Source organism: Cytobacillus oceanisediminis, from assembly GCF_003182355.1.
Taxonomy (GTDB): domain Bacteria; phylum Bacillota; class Bacilli; order Bacillales; family Cytobacillaceae; genus Cytobacillus; species Cytobacillus oceanisediminis_A.
Genome location: NZ_QGTW01000031.1, coordinates 1 through 15,303 on the forward strand (window position 1 = coordinate 1; position 15,303 = coordinate 15,303).

At 41.5% G+C, this 15,303-nt stretch carries 15 protein-coding genes, 1 tRNA gene, 1 rRNA gene, 1 other RNA gene and 1 other annotated feature; of the genes, 3 read left to right on the forward strand and 15 right to left on the reverse strand.

What is annotated here, in order from left to right:
• From DFO73_RS27945 to DFO73_RS27985, 9 genes are all read right to left on the reverse strand, one after another.
• Window positions 1-65: ribosomal RNA gene (locus DFO73_RS27945) — 16S ribosomal RNA — on the reverse strand; the annotation flags it as partial.
• Between the two features lie 278 nt (window positions 66-343).
• Window positions 344-607: a pro-sigmaK processing inhibitor BofA family protein gene (locus tag DFO73_RS27950; protein ID WP_110067922.1), complete on the reverse strand. Its 264-nt coding sequence runs from the start codon at window positions 605-607 to the stop codon at window positions 344-346.
• 137 nt (window positions 608-744) lie between these two features.
• The gene (locus DFO73_RS27955) at window positions 745-963 is read right to left on the reverse strand and encodes a YaaL family protein (RefSeq protein WP_110067923.1); all 219 of its coding nucleotides are present in this window, start codon (window positions 961-963) and stop codon (window positions 745-747) included.
• A 17-nt stretch (window positions 964-980) separates the two neighbouring features.
• Complete coding sequence (gene recR, locus DFO73_RS27960) at window positions 981-1,577, reverse strand: recombination mediator RecR (RefSeq protein WP_009336775.1); 597 nt, start codon at window positions 1,575-1,577, stop codon at window positions 981-983.
• A 166-nt stretch (window positions 1,578-1,743) separates the two neighbouring features.
• Window positions 1,744-2,067, reverse strand: coding sequence for a YbaB/EbfC family nucleoid-associated protein (locus DFO73_RS27965; RefSeq protein ID WP_110067924.1), 324 nt, complete (start codon window positions 2,065-2,067; stop codon window positions 1,744-1,746).
• Between the two features lie 21 nt (window positions 2,068-2,088).
• Window positions 2,089-3,789: a DNA polymerase III subunit gamma/tau gene (gene dnaX, locus DFO73_RS27970; RefSeq protein WP_110067925.1), complete on the reverse strand. Its 1,701-nt coding sequence runs from the start codon at window positions 3,787-3,789 to the stop codon at window positions 2,089-2,091.
• Between the two features lie 162 nt (window positions 3,790-3,951).
• Window positions 3,952-4,216: signal recognition particle sRNA large type (gene ffs, locus DFO73_RS27975), an RNA gene on the reverse strand.
• A 78-nt stretch (window positions 4,217-4,294) separates the two neighbouring features.
• Window positions 4,295-4,813 (reverse strand): tRNA adenosine(34) deaminase TadA, encoded by a 519-nt coding sequence (gene tadA, locus DFO73_RS27980; protein ID WP_219993456.1) that lies wholly within the window; start codon window positions 4,811-4,813, stop codon window positions 4,295-4,297.
• A 47-nt stretch (window positions 4,814-4,860) separates the two neighbouring features.
• The gene (locus DFO73_RS27985; RefSeq protein WP_110067927.1) at window positions 4,861-5,082 is read right to left on the reverse strand and encodes a hypothetical protein; all 222 of its coding nucleotides are present in this window, start codon (window positions 5,080-5,082) and stop codon (window positions 4,861-4,863) included.
• A 492-nt stretch (window positions 5,083-5,574) separates the two neighbouring features.
• Here DFO73_RS27985 and DFO73_RS27990 point away from each other — a divergent pair, with 492 nt between their 5' ends.
• Entirely contained in the window at window positions 5,575-6,216 is a 642-nt protein-coding gene (locus DFO73_RS27990) for a deoxynucleoside kinase (protein WP_110067928.1), read from the forward strand.
• A complete protein-coding gene (locus tag DFO73_RS27995) occupies window positions 6,213-6,881 on the forward strand; it encodes a deoxynucleoside kinase (protein WP_110067929.1) in 669 nt (222 codons plus the stop codon). The genes DFO73_RS27990 and DFO73_RS27995 overlap by 4 nt, the downstream gene beginning before the upstream one ends.
• A 307-nt stretch (window positions 6,882-7,188) precedes the next feature.
• Here DFO73_RS27995 and DFO73_RS28005 read toward each other — a convergent pair.
• The 6 genes from DFO73_RS28005 to guaB all read right to left on the reverse strand — a co-directional run bounded on the left by DFO73_RS28005 (window position 7,189) and on the right by guaB (window position 13,927).
• Window positions 7,189-7,281 (reverse strand) — tRNA-Ser (locus DFO73_RS28005).
• Between the two features lie 96 nt (window positions 7,282-7,377).
• On the reverse strand, window positions 7,378-8,655 hold the full coding sequence (serS, locus tag DFO73_RS28010; protein WP_110067931.1) for a serine--tRNA ligase: 1,278 nt from the start codon (window positions 8,653-8,655) through the stop codon (window positions 7,378-7,380).
• A 310-nt stretch (window positions 8,656-8,965) separates the two neighbouring features.
• Window positions 8,966-9,197 (reverse strand) — a binding site (T-box leader).
• A 67-nt stretch (window positions 9,198-9,264) separates the two neighbouring features.
• The gene (gene pdxT, locus DFO73_RS28015) at window positions 9,265-9,846 is read right to left on the reverse strand and encodes a pyridoxal 5'-phosphate synthase glutaminase subunit PdxT (RefSeq protein ID WP_110067932.1); all 582 of its coding nucleotides are present in this window, start codon (window positions 9,844-9,846) and stop codon (window positions 9,265-9,267) included.
• A gap of 11 nt (window positions 9,847-9,857) precedes the next feature.
• Window positions 9,858-10,739, reverse strand: a complete 882-nt coding sequence (pdxS, locus tag DFO73_RS28020; RefSeq protein ID WP_110067933.1) for a pyridoxal 5'-phosphate synthase lyase subunit PdxS — start codon at window positions 10,737-10,739, stop codon at window positions 9,858-9,860.
• A 162-nt stretch (window positions 10,740-10,901) separates the two neighbouring features.
• The gene (locus DFO73_RS28025) at window positions 10,902-12,206 is read right to left on the reverse strand and encodes a D-alanyl-D-alanine carboxypeptidase family protein (protein WP_258310089.1); all 1,305 of its coding nucleotides are present in this window, start codon (window positions 12,204-12,206) and stop codon (window positions 10,902-10,904) included.
• A 257-nt stretch (window positions 12,207-12,463) separates the two neighbouring features.
• Window positions 12,464-13,927, reverse strand: a complete 1,464-nt coding sequence (guaB, locus tag DFO73_RS28030; RefSeq protein WP_110067935.1) for an IMP dehydrogenase — start codon at window positions 13,925-13,927, stop codon at window positions 12,464-12,466.
• Window positions 13,928-14,039: 112 nt separating this feature from the next.
• On the opposite strand from guaB, the gene DFO73_RS28035 reads away from it, so the two are divergent.
• A complete protein-coding gene (locus DFO73_RS28035) occupies window positions 14,040-14,996 on the forward strand; it encodes a YaaC family protein (protein ID WP_110067936.1) in 957 nt (318 codons plus the stop codon).
• The last annotated feature ends 307 nt before the right edge of the window (window positions 14,997-15,303 follow it).

A 15,303-nucleotide genomic window follows, 5' to 3' on the forward strand; every position in this document is an offset into this window, starting at 1 on the left:
TCGACTTGCATGTATTAGGCACGCCGCCAGCGTTCGTCCTGAGCCAGGATCAAACTCTCCATATAAGAGTTGATTAAGCTCATAAGTTGTCTTTTCAAAAAAGACTAAAGAATTAACGTTGACGTTTTTGTTCGTTCAGTTTTCAAAGATCAATCCGCCGCTCATAAGCGACTTTATTAATATATCATTCTCACAACAAGATGTCAACAACTTTTTAAAAGATGTTTTTCATCACTTCATTGTGACGACCTTTTATATACTACCACTATGTTAAACATCTGTCAACAACTTCACTTAAAAATATCAAAAATAAAAACAGCCGCGTTTTATACGGCTGTCATTCTTAAATTACCCATGTTTGAATGGCTACAAGAGCAAACAATCCCGGTATTCCTAAGAAACCGGATATGGCTGAGGTGGCCATGTTTATGGGTACATGTATGCCGAACTGGTTGCCAAACGCATTTAAAAAAAATAAAAAGAGTGCTCCTATGATCAGCTTAATGGCTCCCTGCCCGATTAATCTTACCGGTTTTACAGGTGCTCCTATAAATAGAAGCAATAATATTAATCCTCCCAATATGGAGATCACAATAATAGGGTCCAAAAGAAAAATCCTCCTCTCAGGAAACTTGTACTATTATTTTATGATTAGCGTGTACAAAAAAGACCTTAAGAGAAGGACAAGTATAAAGATTTTATTATACGTTTTTAAACCCATTCTTATAGGCAGCTATAAGAAACTTACATACGGACCTTTACATTCCTCTTTTTTGCTTCTTTAAATAGAAAGAAATATTTCGCTTCAGCCAATTTCGCCTGGCTGATTGCTTCAGGGGATGGATCAAAGCTTTTTTCTACCAATGACTTCTGATTGTTCCATTCTGCCTTTAACCCGTTCAGCTGCTGTAATAGCTTCTCGTCGAATTCTCTGCGAAGCCATCCTCTTTTTCGAAAAAACATGGATCCCGCCTCCGTGTTTAAACTTCTCTTCGTCCTTCTAACGCTTTCGATAAAGTTACTTCGTCAGCATACTCCAGATCTCCTCCTACCGGAAGGCCATGGGCGATGCGTGTAGCCTTTATACCAGACGGCTTAATCAAACGGGAAATATACATGGCGGTAGCTTCCCCTTCAATATTCGGATTGGTGGCAAGAATAATCTCTTGTACCGTTTCATCCTGGAGCCGCTTTAATAAGTCGGGGATGTTGATATCCTCAGGCCCAATCCCGTCCATTGGGGAAATCGCACCATGGAGGACATGATACAAGCCATTATATTCTTTCATCTTTTCCATAGCAATGACATCTTTAGGATCCTGCACAACACAGATCACAGATCTATCGCGCCTTTGATCCTCACAAATATAACAAGGATCCTGATCAGTAATATGGCCGCATACAGAGCAGTAAGATAAATTTCTTTTCGCATTTACAAGTGCCTTTGCAAAATCGAGTACGGTATCTTCTTTCATACTCAAAACAAAAAATGCCAGACGTGCAGCCGTTTTTGGGCCGATTCCGGGCAATTTCATAAAGCTGTCTATTAGCTTTGATATTGGTTCAGGATAATGCATGTATTTTTCCTCCTATAAGAAAAGGAAAAGCGCCGCGAGCATGACAGTCCGCTGAAAAAGATTCATCAGACAATGTTCGCTGGCGCCCGGCCTGTCTCCTCTTCCCTGCCATCCCCTGCCATTTGGCAGCACGGAATGCAAGAAAGCATTTTTTCAGGAACTTTTATTAAAACATTCCTGGCAGGTTCATTCCTTTAGTAAATTGGCCCATAGTATCGTTTGTTAAGTCTTCTGCTTTTTTCAACGCATCGTTAGTAGCAGCAAGAACTAAGTCTTGAAGCATTTCAATATCTTCCGGGTCTACAACTTCTTCTTTAATATTCACTTCCAAAACTTGTTTGTGGCCGGACACAATAACTGTAACCATTCCGCCTCCAGCTGTTCCTTCAATTTTCTTTTCGCCCAGTTCTTCCTGTGCTTGAGCCATCTTCTTTTGCATTTTTTGCATTTGTTTCATCATATTTTGCATATTTCCCATTCCACCGCGCATTGTACATACCTCCAAATATTTTTATTCTTTAATTTCAATCAATTCAGGACCGAACAGCTTTACCGCTTCAGCCACATGAGGGTCTTCCTCGCTTTTGCTGAAACCTTCGCCTTCATCGTCTCCGTCACGCTGGTTGCGCAGGAATTCCTCCCTGACCTGCTGCCACTGTTCATCAGGTATACCTACCAGCTGAACTCTTTTTCCTAAAAGCTCAAATAACACGTTAGCCAATGTTTCTAAAAATCTGCTATTATCCATTGCCATTTGGCAGTGAATTTCATACTTGAATTTTACAATAAGAGCTGTTTCCGATGCAGCAACTGGCTCAGCCTCATTTAGAAGAGCGGCCTGAGAACGCATCTGATTATGGACAAGCCTGTCCAGCATTTCTCCCCAGCGGCTTTTTATTGCAATCAAGTCATTTTTCGTGGCTTGTTTAAGAACCTCATTTACTTTGCCAACAGGTGCCTGGAATCCTTTCCGGGAACTTCTTTGCGGCTTTTTCTGGACAGCCGCTGCGGCCCCATCATCTTTTGCCATAATACCGTTTTTCTTTAATTCTGTTAGTTCATGTTCCATTTGTTCTATTTTTTGCATTAGCGGCTTGATGTCCGCAGATTGTCCAGATTTCTCTCTCTTTTCGAGTTGGCACAGCTTCACAATGGCTACCTCAAGAAAAATTCTTGGGTGATTAGTCCACCGCATTTCCTGCTGTGCTTTATTTAAAACCTCAATAAGCTCATAGAGTTCTTCTGGTTCCATTTCTTGTGAAAGCTGCTGGAAATCTTCATCAAGCATGACTCTCTCTAATGATTCTTCTAGCCTTGGAGCTGCCTTATATAAGAGCATATCCCGGTAATAGAGTATAAAGTCTTCTATAAAACGAGACGGGTCTTTTCCCTGAAAAAGAAGTTCTTCAAGAAACTCAAGACCTGATGCCGCATCCCTTTCCCTTACCGCTCTTGCAAGTTTATTTAAAAAACCCTGTGATACAGCGCCTGTTACAGATAAAGCATCATCAACAGTCACCTTATCCTGGCTAAAGGAAATGGCCTGGTCAAGCAAGCTCAAGGCATCACGCATTCCGCCTTCCGCTGCTCTAGCAATGATCTGCAAAGCCTGATCCTCACAGGCTGCACCTGTTTCATCCACAATCAGCTTCATTCTTCCTACGATTGCCTGTGCGGTGATTCTTTTAAAATCAAAGCGCTGGCACCGGGAAATGATTGTAAGAGGGATCTTGTGAGGTTCAGTAGTCGCCAGTATAAAAATAACATGTTTAGGCGGCTCTTCAAGAGTTTTTAGAAGGGCATTAAAGGCTCCAATGGAAAGCATATGCACTTCATCCACAATGTAAACCTTATATTTTACAGCATTAGGTGCATATTTAACTTTATCCCTTATGTCCCTGATTTCCTCTACACCATTGTTGGACGCAGCATCAATTTCAATGACATCAGGTATGGAACCATCTGTAATCCCTCTGCAGGCTGGGCACTCATTGCAGGGTTCGGTTACCGGTGCCTTCTCACAGTTAACGGCCTTAGCCAGAATTTTAGCCGCACTTGTTTTACCGGTTCCCCGAGGACCAGAGAACAAATAGGCATGTGATATCTTCTGCTGAAGCAGGGCGTTTTGCAAAGTTTTTGTCACATGTTCCTGCCCAACAACATCTATAAACTGCTGTGGACGCCAAACACGATATAAAGCTTGATAACTCACTGATACGCCCCCTTCCTATGTATAGTCCTTTATCTATTATAACGTATCTAATTTCCTTTTTACAAAAGGTAGTGCAAATAAAATTCGCTAATACTTGCAGTACTTCTGCATACACAAAAAACTCACCCTTTGCAGGATGAGTTTTATATACAATATAAACTGCCGTGCACCTTCCGTCGACTGACGCCCATAGGCGTTACTTAAGCAGTTAGCTCGGCCCAGGCAACCCTGCGGCACATGGGAGCGTCCACTTAATGCTGCTTCCTTCCGGACCTGACATGGTTCATGGATTCCCATTGCGCAGGACCCAGGCGTCAACACCACTTACTTAAGGCAGGCCCTACAGGACATCAGCCTTGGGAAGGGATTCAGCCTCGCTAGAGCGGATTGCGAGTACAGGGCACCGCTACCTCCCCGCCTAGCACGGCAAAGTTGATACCATATTTAGTTGCGTCTTATCCGACGCATTTATAAGTATACTAAGTTTCAGCTAAAAAAGCAATGCTTATCCATTGTCAATTCCTGTATCATGTTCCAGTTGCCGCAATTGCCTTTTCTTTTTCTGTTCCTTTTTCCGCTTTCTCAGTTCCCTGAAAAAACTTGAAAGCAGTTCACCGCATTCTTCCTCAAGCACTCCGGCAACTACCTCGCTTTGGTGATTGAAACGTTCATCCTGCAAAAGATTCATAAGAGTGCCGGCACATCCTCCCTTAGGATCCTTTGCACCATAAACAACCTTTTTAATCCGCGATAAAATGATTGAGCCTGAACACATGGGACATGGCTCCAGTGTCACATAAAGGACTGCCTCCTCAAGTCTCCATGTCTCCAGCTTTTTGCAAGCTTGATCGATGGCGAGTAATTCAGCATGGGCAATTGCGCTTTGATTGGACTCCCGTAAATTATGGGCACGTGCAATAATTTCCCCATCCAAAACAATTACCGCACCGATCGGAACTTCTTCCAGCCCCTCTGCCATTTTTGCTTCCTTAATTGCTTCGCGCATATACAATTCATCTGCAATGCTAGATGCTTGTGTCAAATAACTTCATTCCTTCTTCTGTTTATCTTTTATCTTAGCCGCTGGGTAAAAGCTGAACTTTCACGATAAATAACAGCAAATCGGCGCAGATCTCTGCTCTTATCATTATAGACATGATTAACGACTTTAATTTTATCTATGGAAAGATAAATCCCCTTAGCGAAGCTGTCCTTTACCCGACACCCATGATTATTTTTTAATAAAGCCAAAGCATTCTGCTCTCTATGGCAATCATTAAATTCCTGCTCCATCAGCTAGGGTTAACTCCCTTGTTATGACCGATTGCCGGCAATATTTGCGTTCTATTTTCCGCTAACGAAGCGTATTATGTGTAAATACCCGTTACATATCCTACAGCCTAAAAGGATGAACTGGTAACGAAAACGCGGTTAAGATGATGTAAAAGTTTGCTGAAAACCATTATAACATTTCTTCAATGTTTGCTTCATAATATGGTTTTTGTGCAAAATGCATCTTACAATTACTAATAACATGAAAAGACCTAATTTATAGGATTAATGAAAGCAGCTGTCTTTAACAGGCGGCTGTTTTTTAATTATTCAGAACCCCCCCAGTTCTTTTCTTATTTCCAGCCTAAACCCCATATCCCTTCCACCATATGATGTGTTAAAATAATTTTTGTGTCGTTTTGAAACGTAACGTATTAATTAAATTATAAGCAAGTATCCTGTCTAATAAAGTTGGTTTAATATAGAGAAAAGGCAGAGTGGGAGGACAATCTTATGGGGGGAATACCTTTTATAACTGTTGAGGGGCCGATTGGCGTTGGGAAAACATCTCTCGCTAAAGCGATCTCCGAAAAGTTTCAGTATGCACTTCTAAAGGAAATTGTTGATGAAAATCCTTTTTTAGGCAAATTCTATGAAAACATTGAAGAATGGAGTTTCCAGACTGAAATGTTTTTCCTCTGCAACCGGTACAAACAGCTGGTTGATATAAACAATCACTACTTAAATAAAAATAAGCCTGTTGTGGCTGATTACCATATATTCAAAAACCTGATTTTTGCACAGCGTACACTGAACCAGAACGAGTATCAAAAGTACTTGAAAATTTACGAAATCCTTACTGGTGATATGCCAAAGCCAAATGTCATTATTTATTTAAATGCCAGCCTTGAAACATTGCTTGACCGAATCGAGCTTAGAGGCCGCGAAATCGAGAAAAATATTAGCCCATTATATTTGGAGCAATTATCCCTTGATTATGAAACTGCTATGAATGAGTTCGAAAGGCAGCACCCTGACGTTCCAGTCATCCGTTTTAATGGAGATGATTTGGATTTTGTTAAAAATGAAGCAGACTTAAAGCATATATTCGATACACTGTCCACATCTTTAAAAAAGAGGAGCATACAATTATGAATCTAAGGCAAAAATACGAGATTCCTTCGAATTCCGTTATTACGATTGCTGGAACAGTCGGAGTCGGAAAATCAACAATGACCAATGCCCTTGCGAATGCACTCGGGTTCCGAACATCTTTCGAAAAGGTAGACACGAATCCTTATCTGGATAAATTCTATGCAGATTTTAATCGCTGGAGCTTCCATTTGCAGGTTTACTTCCTTGCTGAACGGTTTAAGGATCAGAAACGCATCTTTGAATATGGGGGCGGTTTTGTTCAGGACCGATCCATCTATGAAGATACAGGCATTTTCGCTAAAATGCACTTTGAAAAAGGCACAATGTCCAAAGTAGATTACGAAACTTATACAAGCTTATTTGATGCGATGGTCATGACACCTTACTTCCCGCATCCGGATTTACTGATTTATTTGGAGGGTTCGCTTGATGATATTCTTTCCCGCATCCAGGAGCGCGGCCGCCCGATGGAACAGCAAACCCCAATTGCATACTGGGAGGAAATGCATCAGCGCTACGAGGATTGGATCAACAGCTTTAACGCATGCCCTGTCCTCCGCTTAAATATCAATGATTATGACATTATCCAAAACGAACAATCCATTGAGCCAATAGTTGAACGTGTATCCTATTTCCTTAGGCAAACACAATTATTGAAAAAATAAACCGCTATACGGCGGTTTGTTTTTTTTGTTTATATCCCTGTTTAAGCTCCTCATTGTTAATATGGGCACCCTGTTGATTGGAGTGGAAAGCATTGGACTCCTGCGGGAGAAGCAAGTCAAAGGGAGCCCCCACAGGCGCAAGTAGCCGAGGAGCGTCGGACCGCCCGCGGAAATTGAGTGCCTGGAGCGGAATCAACAGGGGAAGTATAACAGAGCCTTTGTTTAAAAAACACAAAAAAACCGTTGCATTGCTGCAGCGGTTTTATGTATCTCCAATATTTATGCGCGTGTTAGATGTCAATAAAAGTGGAGGAGGAAAGGGGATTCGAACCCCTGCGCGGTTTGACCCGCCTGTCGGTTTTCAAGACCGATCCCTTCAGCCAGACTTGGGTATTCCTCCGCATCGACAAGAAATAATATACCACCTCTATAAACGAATGTCAACAAATTTCATAAAAAATTCGAGCGGGTTTTTAAGCCCGCCCCAAAATACTGATTAAGGCTTAATAACTTCACGATTGCCCATATATGGACGCAATACTTCTGGAATAATTACACTTCCGTCTGCCTGCTGGTAATTCTCCAAAATGGCTGCCACCGTGCGGCCGATCGCAAGGCCAGAACCATTTAATGTGTGAACATGTTCCGGCTTGCCTTTAGGCTCGCGGCGGAAGCGGATATTCGCACGTCTTGCCTGGAATCCTTCAAAATTACTGCAAGAAGAGATCTCCCTGTATGTGTTATAGCTTGGAATCCAAACTTCAATATCATACTTTTTCGCTGCCGTGAAACCAAGATCGCCTGTACACATGCTCATGACTCTGTATGGAAGGCCTAACATCTGAAGTACCTTTTCTGCATGGCCTGTCAGCTTTTCCAATTCCTCATAAGAATCTTCCGGCTTCACAAACTTTACAAGTTCTACCTTGTTAAATTGATGCTGGCGGATTAATCCGCGTGTATCACGGCCTGCAGATCCAGCTTCAGAACGGAAGCATGCACTGAATGCCGTATAATTAATCGGAAGCTCATCACCATTCAGAATCTCTTCCCTATGCATGTTGGTTACAGGCACTTCAGCAGTAGGAATTAGGAAGTAATCTTCGCTTTCAATCAAGAATGCATCTTCTTCGAATTTCGGAAGCTGCCCCGTTCCTGTCATGCTTGCGCGATTTACCATGTATGGAGGAAGAACCTCTTTATAGCCGTGCTCTTCCGTGTGCAAATCAAGCATAAAGTTAAATAATGCACGCTCCAGGCGAGCCCCAAGACCTTTATAAAATACAAACCGGCTGCCTGTTACTTTGCTTGCACGTTCAAAATCCAGCAAATCCAAATCTGTTGCAACATCCCAATGCGCTTTAGGTTCAAAATCAAATTCACGGACTTCTCCCCACTTGCGGATTTCTACATTGTCATCCTCTGTTTCGCCAACAGGCACGCTCTCATGTGGAATGTTCGGAATGCTTAGCAGCAATTGATCCAATTCTTCTTCAACCGTGCGGAGCTCCTCATCCAAAGCTTTAATTTTGTCGCCAACTTCTCTCATTTCTGCGATTAGATGGTCAGCATCCTGCTTTTCACGTTTTAAAGCAGCAACCTGCTGGGATACTTCATTTCTTTTGCCCTTCAGCTGTTCCGCTTCAACGATCAATTCACGTCTTTTGACATCCAGATCTTCAAACTTCCCGAGATCTGTTAAATCTTCTCCCCGGTGCTGAAGCTTGTTTTTCACTTCTTCAAAATTGGCTCTTAAATACTTAATGTCCAGCATTCTTTAAAACCTCCTGAGTTATTATGCTATGTTAAACTTTCGTGTTGATTTCCGCTGCAGGCACTCAGCGAACGCGGGCTTCCGGGAACCTCCCCGGCGTTTCTGCTCCTTCGGGGTCTCCCCTGGGTACGCTTTTCCCGCAGAACTTTGAATATGCTTCCTCGAATAAACACCGCTCGAAGAAGATGCGAATGCATTTTCGAGGATCTCTTCGCCTTCCGCCTCAATCAATACGATGCTAAATTAAGATTAAGCGTTAACACAGCCAAGTAAAAAAATAAATGAGAACACAAAAAACTCCCGTCCCCAAAAAAGGGACGAGAGTTACCCGCGTTGCCACCCTAGTTGAAAGCATAAGCTTTCCACCTTAAATCCATAACGGTTTTAACCGAAAGCATTTACTTAACTTAGCAGTAAAACTGCTGCCAAGTGTTCCATGCTTTGCTCGAGGATGGATTCGCAGGGGTTATTCACCGATTTCCACCAGCCACCGGCTCTCTTCAGAACAAATTCCTGTTACTAGTTCCTCTCATTGCTTTAGCTATAAGAATTTTTTGTAATTCATAATGTACTACAATTATGTTCCTTTTGCAACCAAAATATTCAAAATTAAGGTTGCTTATATTCTTTGATCATTTTAATAAAATAGGCTGTCAGGCGGTGATCGTCTGTAAGCTCGGGATGGAATGAGCATCCAAGGAACCGGCCTTCACGGGCAGCCACAATGCGGTCATTGTGCTTAGCCAGGATTTCAACATTTTCCCCTGCCTCAACAATATGCGGAGCACGGATAAAGACTGCTGCAAAATCCTCGGCTACTCCAGCAATATCAAGACCGGCTTCAAAGCTCTCTCTTTGGCGTCCGAAAGAATTTCTCTCAACCTGAACATCCATTACACCAATATGGGGCTCATCATAACCAATTATATTATTAGACAGTAGGATTAAGCCTGCACAAGTACCGAACATCGGTTTGCCTGATTGCGCAAACTCCTTCAGGCTATCCATGAAATCGTACTTATCAATCAAGCGCCTTATTGTTGTACTTTCACCACCAGGCAAAATAAGCCCGTCCACCTCTTCAAGCTGCTCTTTGCGCTTAATGACAACGGCTTCAGCACCGCATGCCTCGATAGAGCGCACATGCTCTCTGACAGCACCCTGCAGCCCTAAAACTCCAACCTTTATCATAACTATTCTCCTTACCAGCCGCGCTCCTGCATACGAGCCTCAGGAGCCAATGAAGCAATTTCAATTCCCTTCATTGGTGTGCCAAGCTCTTTTGAAAGTTCAGCAATTAATTTATAGTCTTGGTAATGTGTTGTTGCTTCAACAATCGCACGTGCAAATTTAGCCGGGTTCTCTGATTTGAAAATCCCTGATCCAACGAATACTCCGTCAGCTCCAAGCTCCATCATCAGAGCCGCATCTGCAGGCGTTGCAACACCGCCTGCTGCAAAGTTTACAACCGGAAGGCGTCCAAGGCTTCTGATTTCCAAAAGAAGCTCATATGGCGCTCCAAGCAGCTTAGCTTCTGTCATTAATTCATCTTCATTCATGCCAACAACCTTGCGCACCTGTGCATTCACCTTGCGGATATGGCGAACAGCTTCTACGATATTTCCTGTTCCAGGTTCACCTTTTGTACGAAGCATAGATGCACCTTCACCAATACGGCGTGCAGCTTCCCCTAAATCACGGCATCCGCAAACAAAAGGAACCGTATAATCTCTTTTGTTAAGATGGTATTCTTCATCTGCAGGAGTTAAAACTTCGCTCTCATCTATGTAATCTACACCCATCGCTTCAAGCAAACGCGCTTCAACAATATGTCCGATACGAGCTTTTGCCATTACTGGGATAGAAACCGCACCCATTACTTCTTCTACAATACGCGGGTCTGCCATACGGGCTACGCCGCCTGCTGCGCGAATATCGGAAGGAACGCGCTCAAGTGCCATTACTGCTACTGCACCAGCTTCTTCTGCAATCTTCGCCTGTTCAGCGTTAACAACGTCCATAATAACGCCGCCCTTTTGCATTTCTGCCATTCCACGTTTAACTCGATCTGTACCTGTCTTCATGTTTATCCCCCTTCATAAATACCATCTGCTATTGATGGGTTAAATATTATGATAAAAATAATTTTTCAAAAAAAGGAAAATACATTTGTTGTACTCAGAATTTTCCCTATTGAAAATATGCAATGAAAAAGGGCTCCTGTCAAGACAGGAAAGCCCTTTTCTTTAAAACCAACCTTTTACAGTTGAGGAAACACTGCCCCAAACGTCTCCAAAGAAACCGCCGATGCTGCGCATCGTAAGGACAAACCAGTTTGCTTTTTCAACATTTTCAGCAGCTACCACATCTACTTGAATATTGTCTTTGCCCTTATCAGACAAGAATTCCAATTTTCCATCCTTGGCTGACTCAAGTGTTAAATAGCCAATCTTTTCTCCTTTTTTAATAGGAGCCGTTAATTCGCCATCTTCGTTTAATTTCTTTTTATCAAGAACAAGAACTGGTTTATAACTTTCTTTTTCACCATTCTTTACAACCATTTCAATCGGATCCTTGGATACGATCTTTACCTTATCTTCTTTTCCTTTCACTACAGGAACAGTTTTCTGGCCTTTTACCTGATAGTTCTCAGGCACAATTTCCTGCTTCTCAAAGTTACTGAACCCATAGTCAAACATTTTTTTGGTTTCATCAAATCTTGATTTGTATGTTGCCTGTCCATTATCGCCTTTGGCATTCATAACGACACTGATAAAACGGCTGCCATCTCTAAGAGCAGTACCAGTAAAGCAGTATCCGGCAAAGTCAGTTGTACCTGTTTTAAGGCCGTCTACGCCTTCATAGCCGAATACAAGCTCTGGAAGCATCCAGTTCCAGTTGTCCATCTTAATCTCATCATCTGTACCCTCTCTAAACTTCTTTGTAGGGGTACTGGCTGTTTCCAATACTTCAGGGAATCTATTAATTAATTCTTTAGCCAGCATAGCTGTAGCTCTTGCTGACATGACATTTTCTTCTTCAGGGCCGCCTGCAGGAGGTGTTCCTTTTAGATCACGGTTATTCAAACCAGTTGAATTTACAAATTTATAATCTTTTAATCCAAGTTCTCCAGCTTTTTCATTCATCATTTTGACGAAATTCGTTTCTGAACCTGCAATCGTTTCTGCAATTGCAATCGTAGCACCATTCGCTGAATAGATTGTCATTGCTTCATAAAGCTCACGGATATTATATTTCCCGTCTCTGCGCAAAGGAACATTAGATAATGCGCGGTCTTGTGAAACCTTCCATACGTATTCGCTCACAGCATATTCCTGATCCCATTTTACCCGGCCCTCTTCAATAGCCTCAAGGAGCAGGTATTCTGTCATGATTTTTGTCATACTGGCAATGCCCAGTACTTTATCCGCATTTTTTTGATACAAAATCTTTCCGGTCTCAGAATCTACTAAAATAGCAGCATCAGCATTAATATTTAAAATATCTTCTGCATATGCTTTATTTAAACCAGGTAAAAGACCTAATAACATAACCAAGGCAAGGAATCCAGCTACAGACTTACGATAAAATGTTTTTTTCAATTTACTGCCCTCCAACGTTTTAATACACTTTTGTTATTTTATCATAACTCTTATTTAAAAAATAGATAGAGTAATTACCTATTCCTGCCTTATTCAAATGGCATGTTAGGCCTACTTTCCCTTATTAGTATTTTCCTAGTTCCTTTCCCCCGGCACTTCCCTAATAAAAAAAGCAGAAAAGGTTTCCCTTCTCTGCTTCATGTATATTATAGCGAGTAATTTGGCGCTTCTTTTGTAATCTGCACATCATGCGGATGGCTTTCTCTTAAACCTGCACCCGTCATTTTAATAAATTGCGCATTTTCACGAAGCTCCTGTAAGTCTTTTGTTCCGCAATAGCCCATGCCAGAACGAATTCCGCCGACCAGCTGATAAATTGTTTCAGCAAGCGGCCCCTTATAAGCAATGCGGCCTTCTATTCCCTCTGGTACAAACTTTTTATTGTCTTCCTGGAAGTAACGGTCTTTTGAACCTTTTTCCATAGCTGCGACAGATCCCATGCCTCTATACACCTTGAATCGGCGCCCTTGGAATATTTCTGTTTCACCAGGGCTTTCTGATACACCTGCAAGCATGCTTCCGAGCATAACCGCATGTCCGCCTGCAGCCAGTGCCTTAACAATATCACCTGAATATTTAATACCGCCATCAGCAATGATTGACTTGCCATGTTTGCGCGCCTCAGTTGCACAGTCATAAACAGCTGTAATCTGAGGAACACCGACACCTGCAACAACTCGTGTTGTACATATAGATCCCGGACCAATTCCGACCTTCACAATATCTGCACCAGCTTCAATTAAGTCCTTTGTAGCTTCAGCGGTTGCCACATTACCTGCAATAATCGCCAAATCAGGATATGCGGTGCGAATTTCACGTACTGTATCTAGGACACCTTTCGAATGGCCGTGAGCTGTATCAACCACTATGACATCCACATGTGATTTAACAAGCATCTCAACCCGCTTCATTGTGTCACCAGTAACTCCAACTGCAGCACCTGCCAGAAGGCGTCCCCGTTCATCTTTTGCAGAATGTGGAAACTCAATGACTTTTTCAATATCTTTAATTGTGATTAAACCTTTAAGAACTCCCTCATTATCGACAAGCGGCAATTTTTCAATTTTATGCTTTTGAAGAATTTTTTCCGCTTCGTCCAATGTTGTTCCGACAGGAGCAGTCACAAGATTTTCTTTTGTCATCACATCTGAAATTTTAATCGAATAGTCCTGAATAAAGCGGAGGTCACGATTTGTTAAAATACCAACAAGCTTTTGTTCTTCATTGTTATTTACAATTGGGACACCGGAAATTCGGTATTTGCCCATTAAATGCTCTGCGTCAAATACTTGTTGTTCTGGAGTGAGGAAAAATGGGTCTGTAATAACGCCGCTTTCGGAACGTTTTACTTTATCTACTTGGTCCGCCTGCTGTTCAATGGACATATTCTTATGGATAATCCCCAGTCCACCCTGGCGTGCCATTGAAATGGCCATTTCTGCTTCTGTAACAGTATCCATCCCGGCACTGATAATCGGGATGTTGAGTGCAATTTTTTCAGTTAAATTAACTTTCATGCTAACATCACGTGGCAACACCTCTGATTTCGATGGAACAAGCAATACATCATCAAAAGTTAAACCTTCTTTTACAAACTTAGTTTCCCACATCTTTTTTGACCTCCTGGACTCAAAAATATTATTAGTAGGTTATCAATTGGACAAAATACTGTCAAGAACAGATTGATATGTTGGATTTTTCTAAAGATTCGGAGGTTTTGCTATGATTCATCCTTATGACCATGGAAACTCCTTTTTATATTTCTTTTCAGCCAGCACTTCACAGGATTTTTTAAAAAACTGTTATCAAAAGCTTAACTTGGAACAGGCTGAACAGAAAAGTTACGAAAACAGTTATCCTTTTATATACTACCTTGAACATGGACAAGTATACTATGAGCAGGCAGAGAAGGCACCTCTAATCATCAAGCCGATTCTCTTTTTTTATGGCCTTGTCCATCTGGTAAAGGCCTGCATATTGACTGTCGACCCTAATTATCCTGAAACGACCTCGGTTCTGGCTCATGGTGTCTCAACACGAAAAAGGAAAAAGCAGCAATATAACTTTTTTCAGGATGAAGTGAAATTTCAAAAAAGCGGCCTCTTTCCCTATATGGGAGAAAAAATGTTTCACATGAAACATTTGGAAGGTGAAAAAGCGACCATGGGGGAATTATTCAGCCAAATACCCGAACTTAATTATTTGTACAGCCAGACAGAAGGAAGAAATACTTTTCTTGAAGTGAACCAGAAAAAAGATTTATTTATATTGCCAAAAAAGATTTTGGATAGTTTCCATATGACTGAATCCCGTTTTATCGAGTACATGCAATCGAAATCAGACTCCAAAATAGAATTGCAGGGGTCTGAGGAGTCGTACTTGAACCTTCTTATGAAAAACATTAATACATATAATTATAAGCCTTTTCGATATAGCCCGGAGAACAGCAAGTTCTACTTACCGCTCGCCAAGGAAGGACTTATTGATTATCCAGAGCTGCTGATTCATTATTTACTGCTCTATAACTTAAGCATGATCGCACGCTATGAAACTGAATGGTGGAGCGAACTAATCAAAATGATGCCAAATAAAGACTACCCTTTTATCCAATCTTTCCTTCAAATTACGGCTAAAAAGGGACCGTATTTGATTTATCAGTATTTAGTTGATAAAAAATAATGGGGGATTTTATATTTGTTTTTTATTATTTCGAAATAACTAAATACCTTATTTATATTTAAGGTGCTTTCATCTCAAGGCACCTGTTTAGTTTGGAATAATTGATAAAAAAAGCATTCATTGCATAAGTAATTCGAAGGTGCCATCACGTTAAATGATGTGATTAGATACAGCCCCTAAAGGCGCCATAGAGCCAACTGACCGATATATGGAAAAAGTGACCGATAAAAATGAAATCTGACCGATATATCGGAAAAGTGACCGATAAAATAAAATTCTGGCCGATAAATCAATAAAAGTGACCGAT

Excerpts from the sequence above, each read along its gene's own strand:
- DFO73_RS27965 (WP_110067924.1), bottom strand. The coding sequence starts at position 2,067 with ATGCGCGGTGGAATGGGAAATATGCAAAATATGATGAAACAAATGCAA.
- pdxT (WP_110067932.1), bottom strand. The coding sequence starts at position 9,846 with ATGATAAAGGTTGGAGTTTTAGGGCTGCAGGGTGCTGTCAGAGAGCAT.
- pdxS (WP_110067933.1), bottom strand. The coding sequence starts at position 10,739 with ATGAAGACAGGTACAGATCGAGTTAAACGTGGAATGGCAGAAATGCAA.
- DFO73_RS27995 (WP_110067929.1), top strand. The coding sequence starts at position 6,213 with ATGAATCTAAGGCAAAAATACGAGATTCCTTCGAATTCCGTTATTACG.
- serS (WP_110067931.1), bottom strand. The coding sequence starts at position 8,655 with ATGCTGGACATTAAGTATTTAAGAGCCAATTTTGAAGAAGTGAAAAAC.
- DFO73_RS27955 (WP_110067923.1), bottom strand. The coding sequence starts at position 963 with ATGTTTTTTCGAAAAAGAGGATGGCTTCGCAGAGAATTCGACGAGAAG.
- DFO73_RS28035 (WP_110067936.1), top strand. The coding sequence starts at position 14,040 with ATGATTCATCCTTATGACCATGGAAACTCCTTTTTATATTTCTTTTCA.
- guaB (WP_110067935.1), bottom strand. The coding sequence starts at position 13,927 with ATGTGGGAAACTAAGTTTGTAAAAGAAGGTTTAACTTTTGATGATGTA.
- DFO73_RS27990 (WP_110067928.1), top strand. The coding sequence starts at position 5,575 with ATGGGGGGAATACCTTTTATAACTGTTGAGGGGCCGATTGGCGTTGGG.
- DFO73_RS27985 (WP_110067927.1), bottom strand. The coding sequence starts at position 5,082 with ATGGAGCAGGAATTTAATGATTGCCATAGAGAGCAGAATGCTTTGGCT.
- recR (WP_009336775.1), bottom strand. The coding sequence starts at position 1,577 with ATGCATTATCCTGAACCAATATCAAAGCTAATAGACAGCTTTATGAAA.
- DFO73_RS28025 (WP_258310089.1), bottom strand. The coding sequence starts at position 12,206 with ATGTTATTAGGTCTTTTACCTGGTTTAAATAAAGCATATGCAGAAGAT.